General features: G+C 62.0%; 15 protein-coding genes. 8 read left to right on the plus strand and 7 right to left on the minus strand.

All coding sequences use genetic code 11. From position 1 onward, the window contains the following. Window positions 1-61: 61 nt before the first annotated feature. From FQV27_RS02375 to FQV27_RS02385, 3 genes are all read right to left on the minus strand, one after another. The gene (locus tag FQV27_RS02375; RefSeq protein ID WP_147096209.1) at window positions 62-2,650 is read right to left on the minus strand and encodes a penicillin-binding protein 1A; all 2,589 of its coding nucleotides are present in this window, start codon (window positions 2,648-2,650) and stop codon (window positions 62-64) included. A gap of 119 nt (window positions 2,651-2,769) precedes the next feature. After that, on the minus strand, window positions 2,770-3,978 hold the full coding sequence (locus tag FQV27_RS02380; RefSeq protein WP_147096210.1) for an N-acetylmuramoyl-L-alanine amidase: 1,209 nt from the start codon (window positions 3,976-3,978) through the stop codon (window positions 2,770-2,772). Beyond that, window positions 3,978-5,114, minus strand: coding sequence for a pyridoxal phosphate-dependent aminotransferase (locus tag FQV27_RS02385; RefSeq protein WP_147096211.1), 1,137 nt, complete (start codon window positions 5,112-5,114; stop codon window positions 3,978-3,980). Before FQV27_RS02385 ends, FQV27_RS02380 begins: the two co-directional genes overlap by 1 nt. Before the next feature lie 130 nt (window positions 5,115-5,244). On the opposite strand from FQV27_RS02385, the gene FQV27_RS02390 reads away from it, so the two are divergent. Beyond that, window positions 5,245-5,988: a DsbA family protein gene (locus tag FQV27_RS02390; RefSeq protein ID WP_147096212.1), complete on the plus strand. Its 744-nt coding sequence runs from the start codon at window positions 5,245-5,247 to the stop codon at window positions 5,986-5,988. A gap of 76 nt (window positions 5,989-6,064) precedes the next feature. Here FQV27_RS02390 and ispG read toward each other — a convergent pair whose 3' ends face one another. From ispG to gmk, 4 genes are all read right to left on the minus strand, one after another. Beyond that, on the minus strand, window positions 6,065-7,192 hold the full coding sequence (ispG, locus tag FQV27_RS02395) for a flavodoxin-dependent (E)-4-hydroxy-3-methylbut-2-enyl-diphosphate synthase (RefSeq protein WP_147096213.1): 1,128 nt from the start codon (window positions 7,190-7,192) through the stop codon (window positions 6,065-6,067). An 84-nt stretch (window positions 7,193-7,276) separates the two neighbouring features. Then, window positions 7,277-8,371, minus strand: a complete 1,095-nt coding sequence (locus tag FQV27_RS02400; protein ID WP_147096214.1) for an ATP-binding protein — start codon at window positions 8,369-8,371, stop codon at window positions 7,277-7,279. Between the two features lie 9 nt (window positions 8,372-8,380). After that, window positions 8,381-8,902: a gamma carbonic anhydrase family protein gene (locus tag FQV27_RS02405; protein ID WP_147096215.1), complete on the minus strand. Its 522-nt coding sequence runs from the start codon at window positions 8,900-8,902 to the stop codon at window positions 8,381-8,383. After that, on the minus strand, window positions 8,899-9,531 hold the full coding sequence (gmk, locus tag FQV27_RS02410; protein ID WP_147096216.1) for a guanylate kinase: 633 nt from the start codon (window positions 9,529-9,531) through the stop codon (window positions 8,899-8,901). Before gmk ends, FQV27_RS02405 begins: the two co-directional genes overlap by 4 nt. 180 nt (window positions 9,532-9,711) lie before the next feature. On the opposite strand from gmk, the gene FQV27_RS02415 reads away from it, so the two are divergent. From FQV27_RS02415 to FQV27_RS02445, 7 genes are all read left to right on the plus strand, one after another. Next, a complete protein-coding gene (locus FQV27_RS02415) occupies window positions 9,712-10,467 on the plus strand; it encodes a PAS domain-containing protein (RefSeq protein WP_147096217.1) in 756 nt (251 codons plus the stop codon). Between the two features lie 141 nt (window positions 10,468-10,608). Then, entirely contained in the window at window positions 10,609-12,447 is a 1,839-nt protein-coding gene (gene ilvD, locus FQV27_RS02420) for a dihydroxy-acid dehydratase (RefSeq protein WP_147096218.1), read from the plus strand. Between the two features lie 177 nt (window positions 12,448-12,624). Next, the gene (locus FQV27_RS02425) at window positions 12,625-12,867 is read left to right on the plus strand and encodes a BolA family protein (RefSeq protein ID WP_147096219.1); all 243 of its coding nucleotides are present in this window, start codon (window positions 12,625-12,627) and stop codon (window positions 12,865-12,867) included. Window positions 12,868-12,877: 10 nt separating this feature from the next. Continuing rightward, entirely contained in the window at window positions 12,878-13,240 is a 363-nt protein-coding gene (gene grxD, locus FQV27_RS02430) for a Grx4 family monothiol glutaredoxin (protein WP_147096220.1), read from the plus strand. 127 nt (window positions 13,241-13,367) lie between these two features. Next, the gene (locus FQV27_RS02435) at window positions 13,368-14,324 is read left to right on the plus strand and encodes a TAXI family TRAP transporter solute-binding subunit (RefSeq protein ID WP_147096221.1); all 957 of its coding nucleotides are present in this window, start codon (window positions 13,368-13,370) and stop codon (window positions 14,322-14,324) included. A gap of 58 nt (window positions 14,325-14,382) precedes the next feature. Next, window positions 14,383-16,467: a TRAP transporter permease gene (locus FQV27_RS02440; RefSeq protein ID WP_147096222.1), complete on the plus strand. Its 2,085-nt coding sequence runs from the start codon at window positions 14,383-14,385 to the stop codon at window positions 16,465-16,467. Continuing rightward, complete coding sequence (locus FQV27_RS02445; protein ID WP_147096223.1) at window positions 16,464-16,829, plus strand: DUF1850 domain-containing protein; 366 nt, start codon at window positions 16,464-16,466, stop codon at window positions 16,827-16,829. The genes FQV27_RS02440 and FQV27_RS02445 overlap by 4 nt, the downstream gene beginning before the upstream one ends. Window positions 16,830-16,842: the final 13 nt, after the last annotated feature.

The raw sequence follows: 16,842 nt of genomic DNA on the forward strand, positions 1-16,842 counted from the left end.
ACAAGGGTTGCGGCGTCCGTATCACAGCCGCTGATGCAGGGTACCTTCCGCGCCGGTTGCCTCAGTAAAGACCACCCGAGGACAAGGTTCCGAAGTCGGTCTTGCGCGGAATGACCTTTTTCTGCCCGGTCGAGGTGGTGACGGTTTTCGAGCCTTGCGTCCCCGCCCCCGACTTCGGCAGCGATTTCAGCGTAAGCGGCAGGCCGTCGACGCCCGGCATGATCTTCGGTTCGAACCCGCCATCGATATAGTCCATGCCGGTATTGAAATCCGAACCCTCGCGGAAGAATTCCGAGATCACGTTGTCGCCTGTCGCGCTGTCGGGCAGGCGCGCGCCAGTGAAGCGGTCGATCTTGCGGAAATAGCCGCCCTCGGGCACCTTGAAGGCGCTGCCACCATATTCCTTGATAGCCTCGCGCATGAAGGCATTGAAGACCGGGACGCAAAGCGTGCCGCCATAGGCATTGCTGCCAAGTGTACGCGGCGTGTCATAGCCCAGATAGCAGCCCGCCACGATGTTCGAGGAAAAGCCTATGAACCAGACATCCTTGGCATCATTGGTGGTGCCCGTCTTGCCGGCAATCGGCACTGGCAGGTTAACGCCCTTGCCAGAGCCGCGCTTGACCACGCCTTCCATCATCGAGGTGATCTGATAGGCGGTGATCGCATCCATCACCCGTTCGCGATTGCTGTCGATTTCAGGTGCGGTGCCGACAGGAAGCGCGTTCTGCGCGCAGCCGACGCAGTCGCGCTGATCGTGACGATAGATCGTCCGTCCGCGCCGGTCCTGAACGCGGTCAACCAGCGTCGGCTCCACCCGCTCGCCGCCATTGGCGAACATGGCGTAGGCAGCGACCATCTTGAACAGCGTGGTTTCCTGCGCACCCAGCGAATTCGCAAGGAACGGCTTCATCTGGCCATCGTCATAGACGCCAAAGCGTTCTGCATATTTGGCGACGGTATCCATGCCGATATCCTGCGCGACGCGGATCGTCATCAGGTTGCGCGACTGCTCGATCCCGGTGCGCAAGGGCGTCGGTCCGTAGGTCCGGTTAGAGCTGTTTTTCGGACGCCACATGCCGTCGGGCGTGTTGATCGCGATCTCCTCGTCGACGACAATCGTCGCGGGTGTGTAACCATTATCCAGCGCGGCGGCATAGACGAATGGCTTGAAGCTTGACCCCGGCTGACGCATTGCCTGCGTCGCGCGATTGAACACCGAGGACTGGTACGAGAAGCCGCCCTGCATCGCGATGACACGTCCGGTGTTGACGTCCATCGCCATGAAGCCGCCTTCGATTTCAGGAACCTGGCGCAAGGTCCAGCGAAGGAAGCTGCCATCGCTGTCATTGGTCATGACGCGGACCATGACGACATCGCCCACCTTAACCAGATCGCCCGCACCCTGGGCTTTCGGGCCAAGCGAGCCATCTTCGAGACGCGGGCGCGCCCATTGCGCGTCCTTGGCGGGGATCCAGTGGCCGTCGCTGTCCTCCTCGATGCCTTCGATGCCGATACGCGCGTTGCCGCCGTCAACCGCAAGCACCACTGCCGGTATCCAGCCCGGAATGTCACGGGGCGCGGTCTTCACATCATACAAAGCGCCGCGCCAATCGGCTTCAGAGGAAAGCTTTTCGGCCGGGATCGTCTCGATCACGCCGTGCCAGATGCCCCGGCCCCGGTCGTAATCTTCCAGCGCCTCTTGCAACGCTTTTGCGGCGACCGATTGCATATGCGGCTCGACCGTCGCGCGGATCGTCAGACCGCCGCCAAAGAATTCGTCCTGGCCGAACTCCTCGGATAGCTGGCGACGGATTTCATCGGTGAAATAGTCGCGCGGCGGCAGCTTTTCGGCAAATGCCGGAAAGTCGCCATTCTGGACCGAGCGCAGCGGCTCATCCGCCTCGCTTCGATAGGTTGCCTCGTCGATATAGCCGTTCTGCCACATCTCGCGCAGCACATAGTTGCGGCGGTTGGTCAGCGTCTCTTTCGCGCGCACTGGGTGATAGCGTCCCGGCGCCTGCGGCATGGACGCAAGCGTCGCCGCTTCGTGCGGGGACAGTTCGGCCAGCGTCTTGTTGAAATATGTCTGCGCGGCGGCCGCCACGCCATAGCTGTTCTGGCCGAGGAAAATCTCGTTCAGGTACAGTTCAAGGATCTGGTCCTTGCTCAGCGACTGTTCCAGCCGGGTGGCGAGGATCAGTTCCTTCACCTTGCGTTCGACAGTGCGGTCGGATGACAGCAGCAGGTTCTTCGTCACCTGCTGGGGAATGGTCGACGCCCCGCGCAGGTTTTCACCGCGTGAGGCGACTGCCTGAAACGCCGCAGCCGCCATGCCGCGCGGGTCGAAACCGTGGTGATGGTAGAAGTTCTTGTCCTCGGCGGACACGAAGGCCTGCTTGACCAGATCGGGAATTTCCTCGCCGGGCACGAAGATGCGGCGTTCCTGCGCGAATTCGTCGATCAGCCGCCCTTCGCCGGAATAGACACGGCTGATGGTTTTTGGGGCGTATTGTGCAAGCTGTTCATGGCTGGGCAGGTCGCGGCCATAGGCCCAGAACACGCCGCCGAGAATCAGCATCCCGAAGATCAGGCCGGTCACGAGCAGCGAGAATATACCGCCGAAAAAGGAAAGAATAAAACGGACCACGCGCAGCCTCTTGAGGATTCCTGCGGCTTCTTAAACGCCGCAGCCGATGCAGTCAAAACAAGCTTGGGTTATCTTGCGTCGCGAAATTTCCGCGCGGCACATGTCTGCGAAGGCATTCGTCAGTGCCGCCTGAGCGCGGCTCGTGCGGTATCGTCCTGCGACCAGTCCGTAACCGCCGCCGCAATCGCTGTCGCCATGCGCGCCCGCCACGCGGGATCGACAAGATTGGCCCGGTCCCCCGGATCGGTCAGAAACCCAAGCTCCACCAGAACCGAGGGAATATCTGGCGATTTCAGCACGCTGAAGGCCGCACCCTTGACCGGATTGCGGTGCAGCGCCAACCCTGCCTGCGCAAGGCGCGATGAGACATGCTTGGCAAAGGTTTCCGATCTTGGCTGCGTATCGGCCCGCGCCATATCCATCAGCGTCGCGGCGATCAGATCGTCCGTTCCGGCCAGATCAAGCCCCGCTACCAGATCCGCGCGATCATGGCGCGCGGCAAGCTGACGTGACGCACGGTCATCCGCTTCGTTGTTCCATATGAAGACCGAGGCCCCTGCCGCCTGCCCCTCTGGCAAGGCATCCGCATGCAGCGAGATGAACAGATCCGCGCCCGAGGCACGCGCCTCTGTCATCCGCGATTCCAGCCCCATGAACGCGTCCTTGCGCCGCGTCAGCACGACCTCGAACCCGGCACGGATCAGCTTTTCCGTCAGTTCTCGGGCGAAATCCAGCATCAGATCAGCCTCGCGCAGACCGTTATCGACCGCGCCGGAATCGATGCCGCCATGACCGGGGTCTATTGCGACGCGCAGCGGTTGCGGACGCGACGGATCGACGACAGGCGTTGTCGGCAGCGGAAGATCCCACAGCGCCGACATCGCGTTTGGGGCACCCGCGTAATTTTCAGCCGCAACCGGATTCAGTCGCAGACGCAGTGTTGCGCCCGTTGCGGCACCCGACGCGTCATGGCTGACATGCTGCGCGGCCTCGGTGACGGCATAGGGTTCGCGCAGGTCGAACACAATGCGTCCCCAGCCGGCGCGAAACGGACCGGCGCGCATCCCGTCGAACACCTCTGCCCCGGCTATGGCTGCAGGCTCGGTCCCCGTGAAATCGACGCCCTGAAGATCCAGAACAAGACGCTTCGGCTCATCCAGAAGCATGATGCGATACGGTGCCGGCGCGGACAGGCGAAGTGTCACCGTCACCTCGCCATTCTCGGCGGCGATCGTAGAGGAACCGAAATCGAGTTCTGCCGCCATGATGCCCTGCGCCACCGCAGACCAAGGGAGCAGCAGCCACAGCGCGAGGATCAGGCCGCGCATCAGCGCGACCCCATGAACCGCGTCAGCCGGTCTATCCCTTCGACAATATCGGCTGTCCCGCGCGCGTAGGAAAAGCGCAGGGTCTGCGCACCCCGGCGCGGGTCGAAATCAAGGCCGGGGGTGACGGCGACGCCGGCGCGATCCAGGATCTCTGCCGCAAAGGTCAGGCTGTCATCAGTCAGCCCGGATATGTCGGCGTAAATGTAGAAGGCACCGTCCGGCGGCGCGATCCGGTCGAAACCGATCTTGGGCAGAGCGTCAAGCAGCAGGCGACGGTTCTCGGCATAGGTGGCGAGGTTCGCGTCGCATTCCTGTCGCGCATCAAGTGCCGCTAGCGCCGCAACCTGCGACGCATGAGGCGGGCAGATGAACATATTCTGCGCGATCCGCTCGACCGTGCGGATATGATCCTCTGGCACCACCATCCAGCCGATCCGCCACCCCGTCATCGAAAAATACTTCGAGAACGAGTTGATGACATAGACGTCGTCGCTGACCTCCAGCGCGGTATGACAGCGCTCTCCGTAACTCAGGCCATGATAGATTTCGTCCGAGATCACGCTGATCCCAAGCTCATTCGCGCGCGCAAGCAATGCGCGGTATTCGTCCAGCCCGAGCATGGTGCCAGACGGGTTGCCAGGCGATGCCAGCATCAGCCCCGCCACATCTGCGGGAAGCTGTTCGGGAAGCGGCTGATAGCGATGTTCGGGCGCGGTCTGGATACCGACGGGCGCCAGCGACATCGCGCGCATGATCTGGCGATAGCTCGGATAGCCCGGCTCGCCCAGTGCGACGCGATCACCGGCATCGAACAGCGCGGCAAAGGCCAGCATGAATGCGCCCGACGATCCTGGCGTGACCACCACCAGCGCCGGGTCGAGATCGACGCCGTACCAGTCCCGGTAAAGCCGCGCGATGCCCGCCCGCAACTGCGGCAGACCAAGCGCGACGGTATAGCCAAGCGGCTCTGCCAGCCGGGACCGGAGCGTCTCGCGCGCGCTGGCAGGTGCCCCGGTCGATGGCTGGCCCACCTCCATATGGATAATATGGCGACCCTCGGCCTCTGCGCGGCGCGCCGATTCCATGACGTCCATAACGATAAAGGGATCGACCTGACCCCGTTTCGATTGCCGCATCGCTGCCTCTGCTTTTTTTTCGGTCTATGCCCCCCCGCTACGCGCCGGGTCAAGCAAATCACGCAGGCTTGCCTTGTGTTTCGTGGCATTTCTCGCCAGTCTCCGCGCAAATCTTGAAAGGATATCCTTGATGAAATCGCTGATCGCCGCCCTGCTTCTGACCGCCACGCCAGCGCTCGCGCTGGATCTTGACGCGATGAACGATGCCGAGAAGCAGGCCTTCGGTTCAGCCGTCCGCGAATATCTGATGGAGAACCCCGAAGTGCTGATCGAGGCGATGAACGCGCTGGAACAGCGACGCCTCGCCGAGGAATCAAAGAACGATGCGGCCATGATCGCGCAGCTTTCCGACCAGATCTATAACGACGGTCACAGCTGGGTCGGCGGCAACCCGGACGGCGACGTCACTGTGGTCGAGTTTATCGATTATCGCTGCGGTGTCTGCAAACAGGTCTTCCCGCATGTCGAAGAAGTCGTGGCCAACGACAAAGATGTCCGCGTCATCTTCAAGGATCTGCCGATCCTCGGGCAGGAAAGCGACCTCGCCGCACGATTCGCCGTCGCGGTGAAGCAGGCCGAGGGCGATGAAGCCTACAAGAAGGTGCACGATCATTTCTATACCATGCGCGGAAACGTCTCGATCGAGGGGCTGAAGGCCACCGCAACCGAAATGGGCTTCGACGCCGATGCGATCATCGAGGCGATGAATTCCGATCAGGTCAGCGATGTTCTGCGCAAGAACGCGCAGCTTGCGCAGGCGCTTCAGATCTCTGGCACCCCCAGCTTCATCATTGGCGACAAGCTGCTGCGCGGCGTTCCCCAGACCGGGATCACCCCGGTGATCGAAGAAGCCCGCGCCGCGAAAGAGGGCTGAGGCCGCGAGGCGCTGTAACCCTTCCGTATTTATCCGTTAAAGCAAGCTTGGGATCTGGGGCAGCGCCCCAGACATCCTATTCGGCGGCTTCCGCAGCGTTTGCAGCTTCGATTTTCTCGGCGCGTTCTTCGACCAGCCCGACAATATGGTCGATCATCTGGTCGTTCGTCATCTTGTGATCCTGTTTTCCGGCCAGATAGACCATGCCGGACCCCGCGCCGCCCCCGGTGAAGCCGATATCGGTCATCAGCGCCTCGCCGGGACCGTTCACCACGCAACCAATGATCGAAAGGCTCATCGGCGTCTTGATATGTTCCAGCCGCTGCTCCAGTGCCTCGACCGTCTTGATGACATCGAAACCCTGTCGTGCACAGCTCGGGCAGGAAATGATCTGCACGCCGCGCGTGCGCAACCCCAGCGATTTCAGCAGCTCGAACCCGACCTTGACCTCCTCGACCGGATCGGCGGACAGGCTGACGCGGATTGTATCACCGATTCCGGACCACAGCAGATTGCCAAGACCGATCGCCGATTTCACCGTCCCGCCGCGCAAGCCGCCCGCTTCGGTGATCCCCAGATGGATCGGGGCGTCTGTGGCATCGGCGAGCTGCTGATAAGCGGCAGTGGCCAGAAAGACGTCCGACGCCTTCACGCTGATCTTGAATTCGTGGAAATCGTGGTCCTGCAGGATCTTGATGTGATCCAGCCCGCTTTCGACCATCGCGTCCGGGCAAGGCTCGCCATATTTCTCAAGCAGATGCTTTTCCAGTGACCCGGCATTGACACCGATACGGATCGAACAGCCGTGATCCTTGGCCGCCCGCACGACTTCGGCCACGCGGGACGCATCGCCGATATTGCCGGGATTGATGCGCAGGCAGGCGGCGCCCGCCTCGGCAGCTTCGATTGCGCGTTTGTAATGAAAGTGGATGTCGGCGACGATCGGCACCGGACTTTCCCGGCAGATCTCGCGCAGCGCGCGCGTCGTTTCCTGATCCGGCGCGCTGATCCGCACGATATCGGCCCCGGCATCCGCCGCCCGGATCACCTGATCCAGCGTCGCGGCGACGTCATGGCCGTCGGTATTGGTCATGGTCTGCACGCTGATCGGCGCGTCGCCGCCGACCGGAACATTGCCCACCATGATCTTGCGCGACTTGCGACGCTCGATATTGCGCCACGGCCGGATCGGATTATGCGTCATCTGAGACCTCTTTTCCTGCGCCTCAATTAGTCCTTCACAGCGCTTCGGGCAAGCGCATCGGCGGATTAGGGCAGAGGTGCCGCGTCAGCGCCGGTCGATTCGCTCTGGCAGGATGACCGTAAACCGCGACCCCTTCCCCTTTTCGGATTCGATGCGCAGCCTGCCGCGATGGCGGGTGACGATATGCTTGACGATGGCCAGACCCAGCCCCGTGCCGCCCTTCTCGCGCGAGCGGTGGCTGTCAACACGGTAAAAACGCTCTGTCAGGCGGGGCAGATGCATGGTGTCGATCCCCTCGCCGCGATCGGCGACCTCGACGGCGATTGCCGGGCCGCGCAGCACGGGGTCATGATCGATATGGAACACGCGAAGCGACACTTCACCGCCCCCACCGCCATACTTGACCGCGTTTTCCACGAGATTGTGAAAGACCTGCGTCAGCTGATCGGCATCGCCCTGAACCAGCACCGGTTCATCCGCCCCAGCGGTCACGATGGCGACGCCGGCTGCGTCAGCCTGCGGCTGCAGCGTGGCTGCGACGGCGCGGATCATCATGGCAAGATCAATCCGTTCTGCAGGTCGGCGCCGTTCCTCTGTTTCGACGCGGCTCAGCGACAGAAGGTCCCGCACCAGTCTGTTCATCCGCCCGGCCTCGGCCTCCATGATGCCCAGAAAGCGGTCGCGCGCCGCGGGATCGTCGCGGGCCGGGCCGCGCAGCGTTTCGATAAACCCGATCAGCGCGGTCAGCGGCGTGCGCAACTCGTGGCTGACATTGGCGACGAAATCGCGCCGCTGCTGTTCGGCGGCCTCGATGCCCGAGCTGTCCTCGATCACGATCAGTGCACCGCCGCGCGCCGGCAAGGCGGATACCGTGACCTCGGCCGGAATGTCGCGCCCGCGGGCAGATATCTGAAGCCGCATCCTGTGGCCGCCCGACGCAACGGCGGGCAAAATCGGGTCCGAAACCGGTGGCACGACATGCCCCGGGTCCAGAACGGCATCCAGCGCTTGCACGACAACCGGATGGCGCAGCACGTTGACGAAGGGACGATCGGTCAGCGCTTCGCCCAGCATGGCCTGCGCTGCCGTATTCGCGGCGGTCACGCGTGCATCCGCATCAACGGCCAGCACCGCGACGGGAAGCGCCGCAATCAGCTCCTGTGTCAGTTGCGAATCCACGGTGCGGCTTTACCCAAGATGTTTCAGCCCGCCCAGAAAGCGCGCTGCATTGTCCTGATAATGCCGGGCAGAACCGAGCAGCCCCTGATATTGCGCATCATCTATTTCGCGCACGACACGGCCGGGCGCGCCCATGACCAGCACACGTTCCGGGATCTCCTTGCCTTCGGAGATCAGCGCCGCCGCACCGACCAGCGACCCCGCGCCGATCCGCGCGCCGTTCAGCACGGTCGCTCCCATCCCGATAAGCGAGCCCTCGCCAATTGTGCAGCCATGCAGCATGGCCCGATGCCCGACGGTCACATTCTGGGCGATTTTCAGCGGAAAGCCCGGGTCAGTGTGCAGGCAACACAGATCCTGTACGTTCGATCCCGCGCCGATGCGGATTTCCTCGTTATCGCCGCGCAGCACCGCGCCCCACCAGACGCTGGCACCCGGTTCGATAACGACGCGCCCGATGATCTGCGCGTTCGGTGCGATCCATGCACTGGCCGCGATTTCAGGCGCTATTCCGTCCAGTTCCCAGATCATGCGTGTTCCCCTTCCATCAGCGTTCTGACAAACCCGCCAAGCCCGGTCTGACGCTCTCGCCGCAACCGCTCGGCGCTCAGGATCGAGACGAGCTTATCGAAACTGGCATCAAGGTCGTCGTTGACCAGCACATAGTCATATTCTGCCCAATGCGAAATTTCGTCACGACTTTTCGCCATGCGCCCGGCAATGACCTCGGGGTCATCCTGCCCGCGTTCGATCAGGCGCCGCTCAAGTTCGGGCAGCGAAGGCGGCAGGATGAAGATCGACACGACATGAGGCCCAAGCGCCGAGGCACGGATCTGCTGACCGCCCTGCCAGTCCACATCGAAGATCGTATCGCGCCCCGCCTTCATCGCGGCCTCGACCGGCCCGCGTGGCGATCCGTAAAGGTTTCCGAACACTTCGGCATGTTCCAGCATATCGCCGGAATCGACCATCCGGGCAAAATCCTCGCGCGCGATGAAGTGATAATGCTGTCCGTCAGTTTCGGCGGGGCGCGGCGCGCGCGTCGTCGCCGAGACCGAGAAGGAAAGCTGCGGGTCCCATTCGATCAGCCGCCGCGCCAGCGTCGATTTACCGGCGCCAGACGGCGAAGAGAGAATGATGAGTAGCCCGGTCCGGTCCATGCCGCCCCCTTTCGTTGCACGCATTTGCGCGGGAGCAGGGGGAAGAATCAAGCCTCGGAACTTAACCAATTGGCAAGATTCGGGCATCACCTTCCGCGTTTGATGGGATATTGTTCCGATAGCAGACTGCTATGCCTGCCGGTGCTTGACGCCTGACTTTGGCAATCGGAAGTAAATGTTATGAGTGACGATTTCGACCAATGCGATCCGCCGGGCGCGGATATCGCTGCAATCGGCGGGGATGTTGTGCAGTTCGCGCTTGCGGCGGGGACCGATCCGGCGCGTGTCGTCGCCACGATGCGGAGCTATTGGCAAAGCCTGCGGAATGGGCGCGCAGTCCCTGACCGCGCCGATGTCGAACCGAAGGGCATCCGCACCGCTCTCGATTATGCGTTCATTCTGGAACGCATCGCCCCCGGTGCGGCGCGTTTTCGGCTTGCCGGACGGCATCTCGTCGATCTGATGGGGATGGAGGTGCGCGGCATGCCGGTATGCTCGCTGTTCAATCCCAGCAGCCGCGGGCGTCTGTCCGATGTCCTGGAAACCGTGTTCAAGGGCCCGCAGATCGCCGATCTCTCGCTGCGTTCGGACGCCGCTTACGGCCGTCCCGCGCTTGAGGGGCGCATGCTGTTTCTGCCGCTGAAATCCGACTTGGGCGACGTCACGCGCGCGCTTGGCTGCCTTGCGACCTCGGGCAATATCGGTCGTGGTCCGCGGCGCTTCGACCTTGTCAGCGATACCGTGATGCCCGTGATATCCGGCGCGCAGCCGCTTATGCCCGGCCCCGGCGGATTTGACGAGCCGCCGACCCCGTGGCGCCCGCCCGCAAACAGGATCGCGCGGACAGCGATTCCCGAAAGCGAAACGCCCGAAGAACGCCGCGCGAGGTTTCACGTCGTGCCCACCCTGCCGTCACACGCGCCGCAGAAACCCTGAACCATCACCGCGGCCGGAATGCGTGTCGGGAATGCGGCCTGCGCATATCGTCATTCCGGTTCTGGCGAAGGCGGTGAAACTTCGCTAAATAACGCGCGACAGCAGTCGCAATGCCGGCATCGCCATACGGAAGGATTCATCATGCCCGCCTATCGCTCCCGCACCTCGACCCATGGCCGCAATATGGCTGGCGCGCGCGGTCTGTGGCGCGCGACGGGGATGAAGGACGGCGATTTCGGCAAGCCGATTATCGCCATCGTGAACAGCTTCACGCAGTTCGTGCCGGGCCACGTTCACCTGAAAGACCTGGGCCAGATGGTCGCGCGAGAGGTTGAGAAGGCCGGCGGCGTCGCCAAGGAATTCAACACCATCGCCGTCGATGATGGCATCGCCATGGGCCATGACGGAATGCTGTATTCCCTGCCCTCGCGCGAAATCATCGCCGACAGCGTCGAATATATGGTCAACGCCCATTGCGCGGATGCGATGGTCTGCATCTCGAACTGCGACAAGATCACGCCCGGCATGCTGAACGCCGCGATGCGCCTGAACATCCCGGCCATCTTCGTCTCGGGCGGCCCGATGGAGGCCGGGAAGGTCGTGCTGAAAGACGGAAAGATGCACGCGCTGGATCTGGTCGATGCGATGGTCGCCGCCGCCGATGACAGCGTCAGCGATGAGGATGTCGCCGCTATCGAACGGTCCGCCTGCCCGACCTGCGGGTCGTGTTCGGGCATGTTCACGGCCAACTCGATGAACTGCCTGACCGAGGCTCTTGGCCTGTCCCTGCCCGGCAATGGCTCTACCCTTGCCACCCATGCCGACCGCCAGCGCTTGTTCGAGGAGGCCGGTCAGCGCATCGTCGGGCTGGCAAAGCGCTATTACGAGCAGGAGGATACATCCGTCCTGCCGCGCAATGTCGCCAACAAGAAGGCGTTCGAAAACGCCATGTCGCTGGATATTGCGATGGGCGGATCGACGAATACGGTGCTGCATATCCTTGCCGCCGCTTATGAAGGCGGCATCGATTTCGACATGGACGATATCGACGCGCTGTCCCGTAAGGTGCCGTGCCTGTCGAAGGTCGCACCGGCGAAGCAGGATGTGCATATGGAGGACGTCCACCGCGCCGGCGGCATCATGGCGATCCTTGGCCAGCTGGAACGCGGCGGGCTGATCCATCGCGACAGCCCGACTGTTCATGCGGCGACGCTGGGGGATGCGATTGACCAGTGGGATATCTCTCGGACGCAGGACGACGCCGTCCACCAGTTCTATTCCGCAGCGCCCGGCGGTGTGCCGACGCAAACCGCGTTCTCGCAATCACAGCGGTGGGAGACGCTGGATCTGGACCGTCAGGGCGGCGTCATCCGTTCCGTCAATTCGCCTTTCTCGGCCGATGGCGGGCTGGCGGTGCTGAAAGGCAATATCGCGCTTGATGGGTGTATCGTGAAAACGGCGGGCGTCGATGAATCGATCCTGAAATTCGCCGGCCCCGCCGTGGTCTATGAAAGCCAGGACGCAGCCGTCAGCGGCATCCTGACCGGCAAGGTCAAGGAGGGCGACGTCGTCGTCATCCGCTACGAAGGACCGAAAGGCGGGCCGGGAATGCAGGAAATGCTGTATCCGACCAGCTATCTGAAATCAAAAGGCCTGGGCAAAGCCTGCGCGCTTGTGACCGATGGCCGGTTTTCCGGCGGCACGTCGGGCCTATCTATCGGCCATTGCTCGCCCGAAGCGGCGCAGGGCGGCATGATCGGCCTTGTCCGCGACGGCGACCTGATCGAGATCGACATTCCGAACCGCACCATCAACCTTGCCGTTGACGAAGACGAGCTTGAGGCGCGCCGTGTGCACCAGAACGAGGTCGGCTGGCACCCGGCCGAGAAGCGCAAGCGCAATGTGACAACGGCGCTGCGCGCATATGCGACCTTTGCCGCAAGTGCGGATAAGGGCGCGGTCAGGGTCCTGCCAGAGTAAGTCTGTTTTACCGCCGGTTTACGTGTCGCTCGATGGCTGTTGCGCATCGGGGCGGCACTCGAATTCTTGCGCACTCCGCTTATGTTTTCGGTCTGGCGGCCTTGCACCTGACAGCCCGGCCCTTGCGGCAGCAGCGACCATCCCCTACATCTTCTATCAAAGCCAAAGGATTGTTGAATGGCCATGGAAGCCCACGAAATCGAAGCCCTTATCCGTGCCGCGTTCCCGGACGCGCAGATCACCATTACCGATCTTGCCGGAGACGGGAATCACTTCGCGGCAGAGGTCATCGACGAATCCTTTCGTGGCCTGAACCGTGTGCAGCAGCAGCGTGCCGTATATGCGGCGCTGAATGGCAAAATGGATGGTCCCAGCGGGCAACTGCACGCGCTTGCCCTGACCACCAAAGCCCCAGATTGAGGAAGTTGAAATGACCGACGCGCGCAGTCAGATCCAGCAGGCACTGGACGAAAACGAGGTCGTGCTGTTCATGAAAGGCACGAAGGAAATGCCGCAATGCGGTTTTTCCAGCCGGGTTGCCGGCGTGCTGAACTATATGGGTGTAGCTTATCGCGACGTGAACGTGCTCGCCGACGAAGCGATCCGCCAGGGTATCAAGGAATATTCGGACTGGCCCACCATCCCGCAGCTTTATGTAAAGGGTGAGTTCGTGGGCGGTTGCGATATTGTCACCGAGATGACCCTTTCGGGTGAGCTGGATCAGCTTTTCGATAAAACCGAGGTTCCTTACAACAAGGAAGCCGCCGAGAAGATACGTGAAGCAAACGGCTGATATCGTTATACTTATTTGACGATGAAGCTTCCAGAAGCCCCGCCTTGCCGCGGGGCTTTCCTTTTGACGCCAGCCGATTTCCTGCCTAACGTGACCCAAGTCAAAAAGACCACTGGGAGGAATAACAATGACCATATTCAATCGCCTGTCCGCCGCCGCGATCGGGCTTTCGCTGGCGGCTGCGCCGTTGGGTGCCAGTGCTGCCGAATTCATCAATGTGCTGACGGGCGGCACTTCGGGCGTCTACTATCCGATGGGCGTCGCACTGTCTAAAATCTATACCGAGGCGATGCCGGACGCGAAGGTTCAGGTGCAGTCGACCAAGGCCTCGGTCGAAAACCTTAACCTGCTGCAACAGGGCAAGGGCGAGGTCGGCTTTTCGCTTGGCGATTCCGTGAAGCTTGCGGCCGAAGGAAATGCCGATGCGGGCTTTCCCGCCCCGCTTGACAAACTTCGCGGGATCGCCGCGATCTATCCGAACTATATCCAGATCGTTGCCAGCGAAGAGTCGGGCATCAAGACGCTGGCCGACCTGAAAGGCAAGTCGGTATCGGTCGGCGCGCCGAAATCCGGGACTGAACTCAACGCGCGTGCAATCCTTGAAGCGGCCGGGATGAGCTATGATGATCTCGGCAAGGTCGAATATCTGCCCTTCGCGGAATCGGTCGAGCTGATGAAGAACCGCCAGCTTGATGCCACGCTGCAATCGGCTGGCCTTGGCGTTGCCTCGTTGAAGGATCTTTCGACCTCGATTCCGATCAGCGTTGTTGCCGTGCCCGCCGATGTCGCCGAGACGCTTGGCGCCCCCTATATCGCCGGCGAAATTCCCGGCGGCACCTATGAGGGTCAGACCGATACAGTGCCGACCGTTGCCGTCATCAACTATCTGGTCAGCTCGGACGCGGTCAGCGACGACGCGGCCTATATGATGACCAAGTCGATGTTCGAACATCTCGACGAGATGAAGGCGGCGCACGCTGCCGCCAATGCGATTGATGTGCAGAAGGCGCTTCAGGGCATGCCGATCCCGGTGCATCCCGGCGCGCAGAAATACTATGACGAAGTCGGCGTAAAGGCCGAATGATCTCGCAGGGCCGGGCAGCGCGTCTGCCCGGCCAGCCTTTCCCGTCGAAAGCCCACATATGACCACCGTCGAGACCCACCCGGCCGATACAGCCGATCTTGGCATTCACGATCCACTCGCCGAAAGCTTTCCGCCGTCCCTGCAGGGCCGGCTTCTGTTCTGGATCGCGGTTGCGTTTTCAATCTATCAGATCGCAACTGCCGCGCATCTTCTGAACCTCAACAGCCAGATCCAGCGCGCCGTGCACCTTGGCTTTCTGCTGCTGCTCGGGTTTCCGCTGCTGACACTGTTGCGCGGCGGCGCGAGGCCGCTGCAAATTGCCGCCTGGATCATGGGACTGATCGGCGTCGGGATCGCTGCCTATCAATGGATCGAATATGTCCCGCTCATGATGCGCGCGGGCGACATCAACGGCATAGACACCGTCATCGGCATCTCCACGCTGGTCGCGGTCTTTGCCGCGGCCTGGGTCGTGATGGGGCCGGCCCTGCCCGTGGTTGCGGGCATATTCCTGATTTACGCGCTGTTCGGCCAGTATTTTCCGGGTGCCATGCAGACGCGCGGATATGCGCTGGAACAGGTGGTTGAACAGATGTCCTTCGGGACCGAGGGCATCTACGGCACGCCGCTTTATGTCAGCGCCACGTATATCTTCCTGTTCATCCTGTTTGGCGCGTTTCTTGAAAAAGCCGGTATGATCAAGCTGTTCACGGATGTTTCCTTGGGAATGGTGGGTCACAAGATGGGTGGTGCCGCCAAGGTTTCCGTCGTTTCATCGGGGCTGATGGGCACTATTTCCGGCTCTGGCGTCGCAAATGTGGTGACGACCGGGCAGTTCACGATACCGCTGATGAAAAGCTTCGGCTATCGCGCCGCCTTCGCCGGCGGGGTCGAGGCGACGGCTTCAATGGGCGGGCAGATCATGCCGCCCGTCATGGGCGCAGTGGCTTTCATCATGGCCGAAACGCTTGGCGTCGCCTATGTCGAGGTTGTCCGCGCCGCAATCGTGCCTGCGATCCTCTATTTCGCATCGGCATTCTGGATGGTGCATCTTGAAGCCGGCAGGCGAGAGCTGCGCGGCATGGCAAAAGACGAGCTTCCCTCGGCCAGCCGGGCGCTTCGCGAAGGCTGGTATCTGATCCTGCCGCTGGCAGTGCTGGTCTTCCTGCTGTTTTCCGGCTTCACGCCGCTTTACGCGGGCGCGGTCGGCCTGGCGCTGACGATCATGCTGATCCTCGGTGCCTCGCTGATGCTCGGGATGCCGAACAATGTGATCCGCGCGATCTTCTGGATCGGGCTGGGGCTGATTGTCGGCTATCTGCTGAATAATCGTCAGGAGGTCCTGCTTTGGGCAATGGTCGGGCTTCTGCTTGCGCTCAGCGTCTTTCATAACGGCGGGCGCGCAACCATCTGGCAGGTGATCGAAAGCCTGGCCGAAGGTGCCAAGACCGCCCTGCCCGTCGGCGTCGCATGTGCGCTTGTCGGGGTCATCATCGGAACGATGACGCTGACCGGGGCCGCGAACACCTTTGGCATTTTCATAGTCAGCGTCGGGCAGAATTCGCTGCTGCTCTCTCTTATCCTGACGATGATAACCTGCATCGTGCTGGGCATGGGCATCCCGACGATCCCGAATTACATCATCACGTCGTCAATCGCGGCCCCTGCGCTTCTGGAGCTTGGGGTGCCGCTGATTGTCAGCCACATGTTTGTCTTCTATTTTGGCATCCTCGCCGACCTGACGCCGCCGGTTGCGCTTGCCTGCTTCGCCGCCGCCCCGATTGCGCGCGAATCCGGTTTCAAAATCAGTCTGGAGGCGATCAAAGTCGCCGCAGCGGGCTTCGTTATTCCCTATATGGCCGTCTATACGCCCGCCCTCATGTTGCAACCCGGTGGCCCCCTGGCCGACGCGATGGGGCTTCCGCTGGCGGTGGCCTATATCGTGTTGAAATGCACCATCTCCATCGGTCTTTGGGGAACGGCCGTTGTCGGCTGGATGGGGCATCGCCTTAATCTGTTCGAGCGTGTTCTGGCCATCGTGGCGGCGTTTACCCTGATTGCCGCGCTTCCGATGACCGACGAGATAGGCTTTGCGCTTACCGTCCTTGTGGTTGCCCTGATCTGGTGGAGAGGCCGGAAATGAGCTGCCTTCTGATAGGCGCAGTCGCACTTGCGCTTACCGGGGATCGTTTCACCCTGGAATGGACGCATTCCGTCGAGAAGGTCGCGTGGCGAGAGACATGGATCGTCAATCAGGACGGAATGCGGCTGATGAAGGCGGCCGTCAAGGGATCGGGCGCGGGGATGGAGCCGGGCCCAAATGCCAAGCTTGAAGGCGACTGGTGGGTCTGGCGTCCGAACCTGCCGCCACAGCCCCAACTTGCGCTTGCGGCATCGGGCGCGACCCCATCAGCCTGGCGGATGTGCGACGGGGACGATTGCCGCGATATCGGCGCGGAGCCGGGCGACGCGGTCATCCTGCGCCCGTGCCCCGGAAGCCAATGAATAAAGGCCCGCC

It is taken from the genome of Paracoccus aurantiacus, from assembly GCF_007993065.1.
Classification (GTDB): Bacteria; Pseudomonadota; Alphaproteobacteria; order Rhodobacterales; family Rhodobacteraceae; genus Paracoccus; species Paracoccus aurantiacus.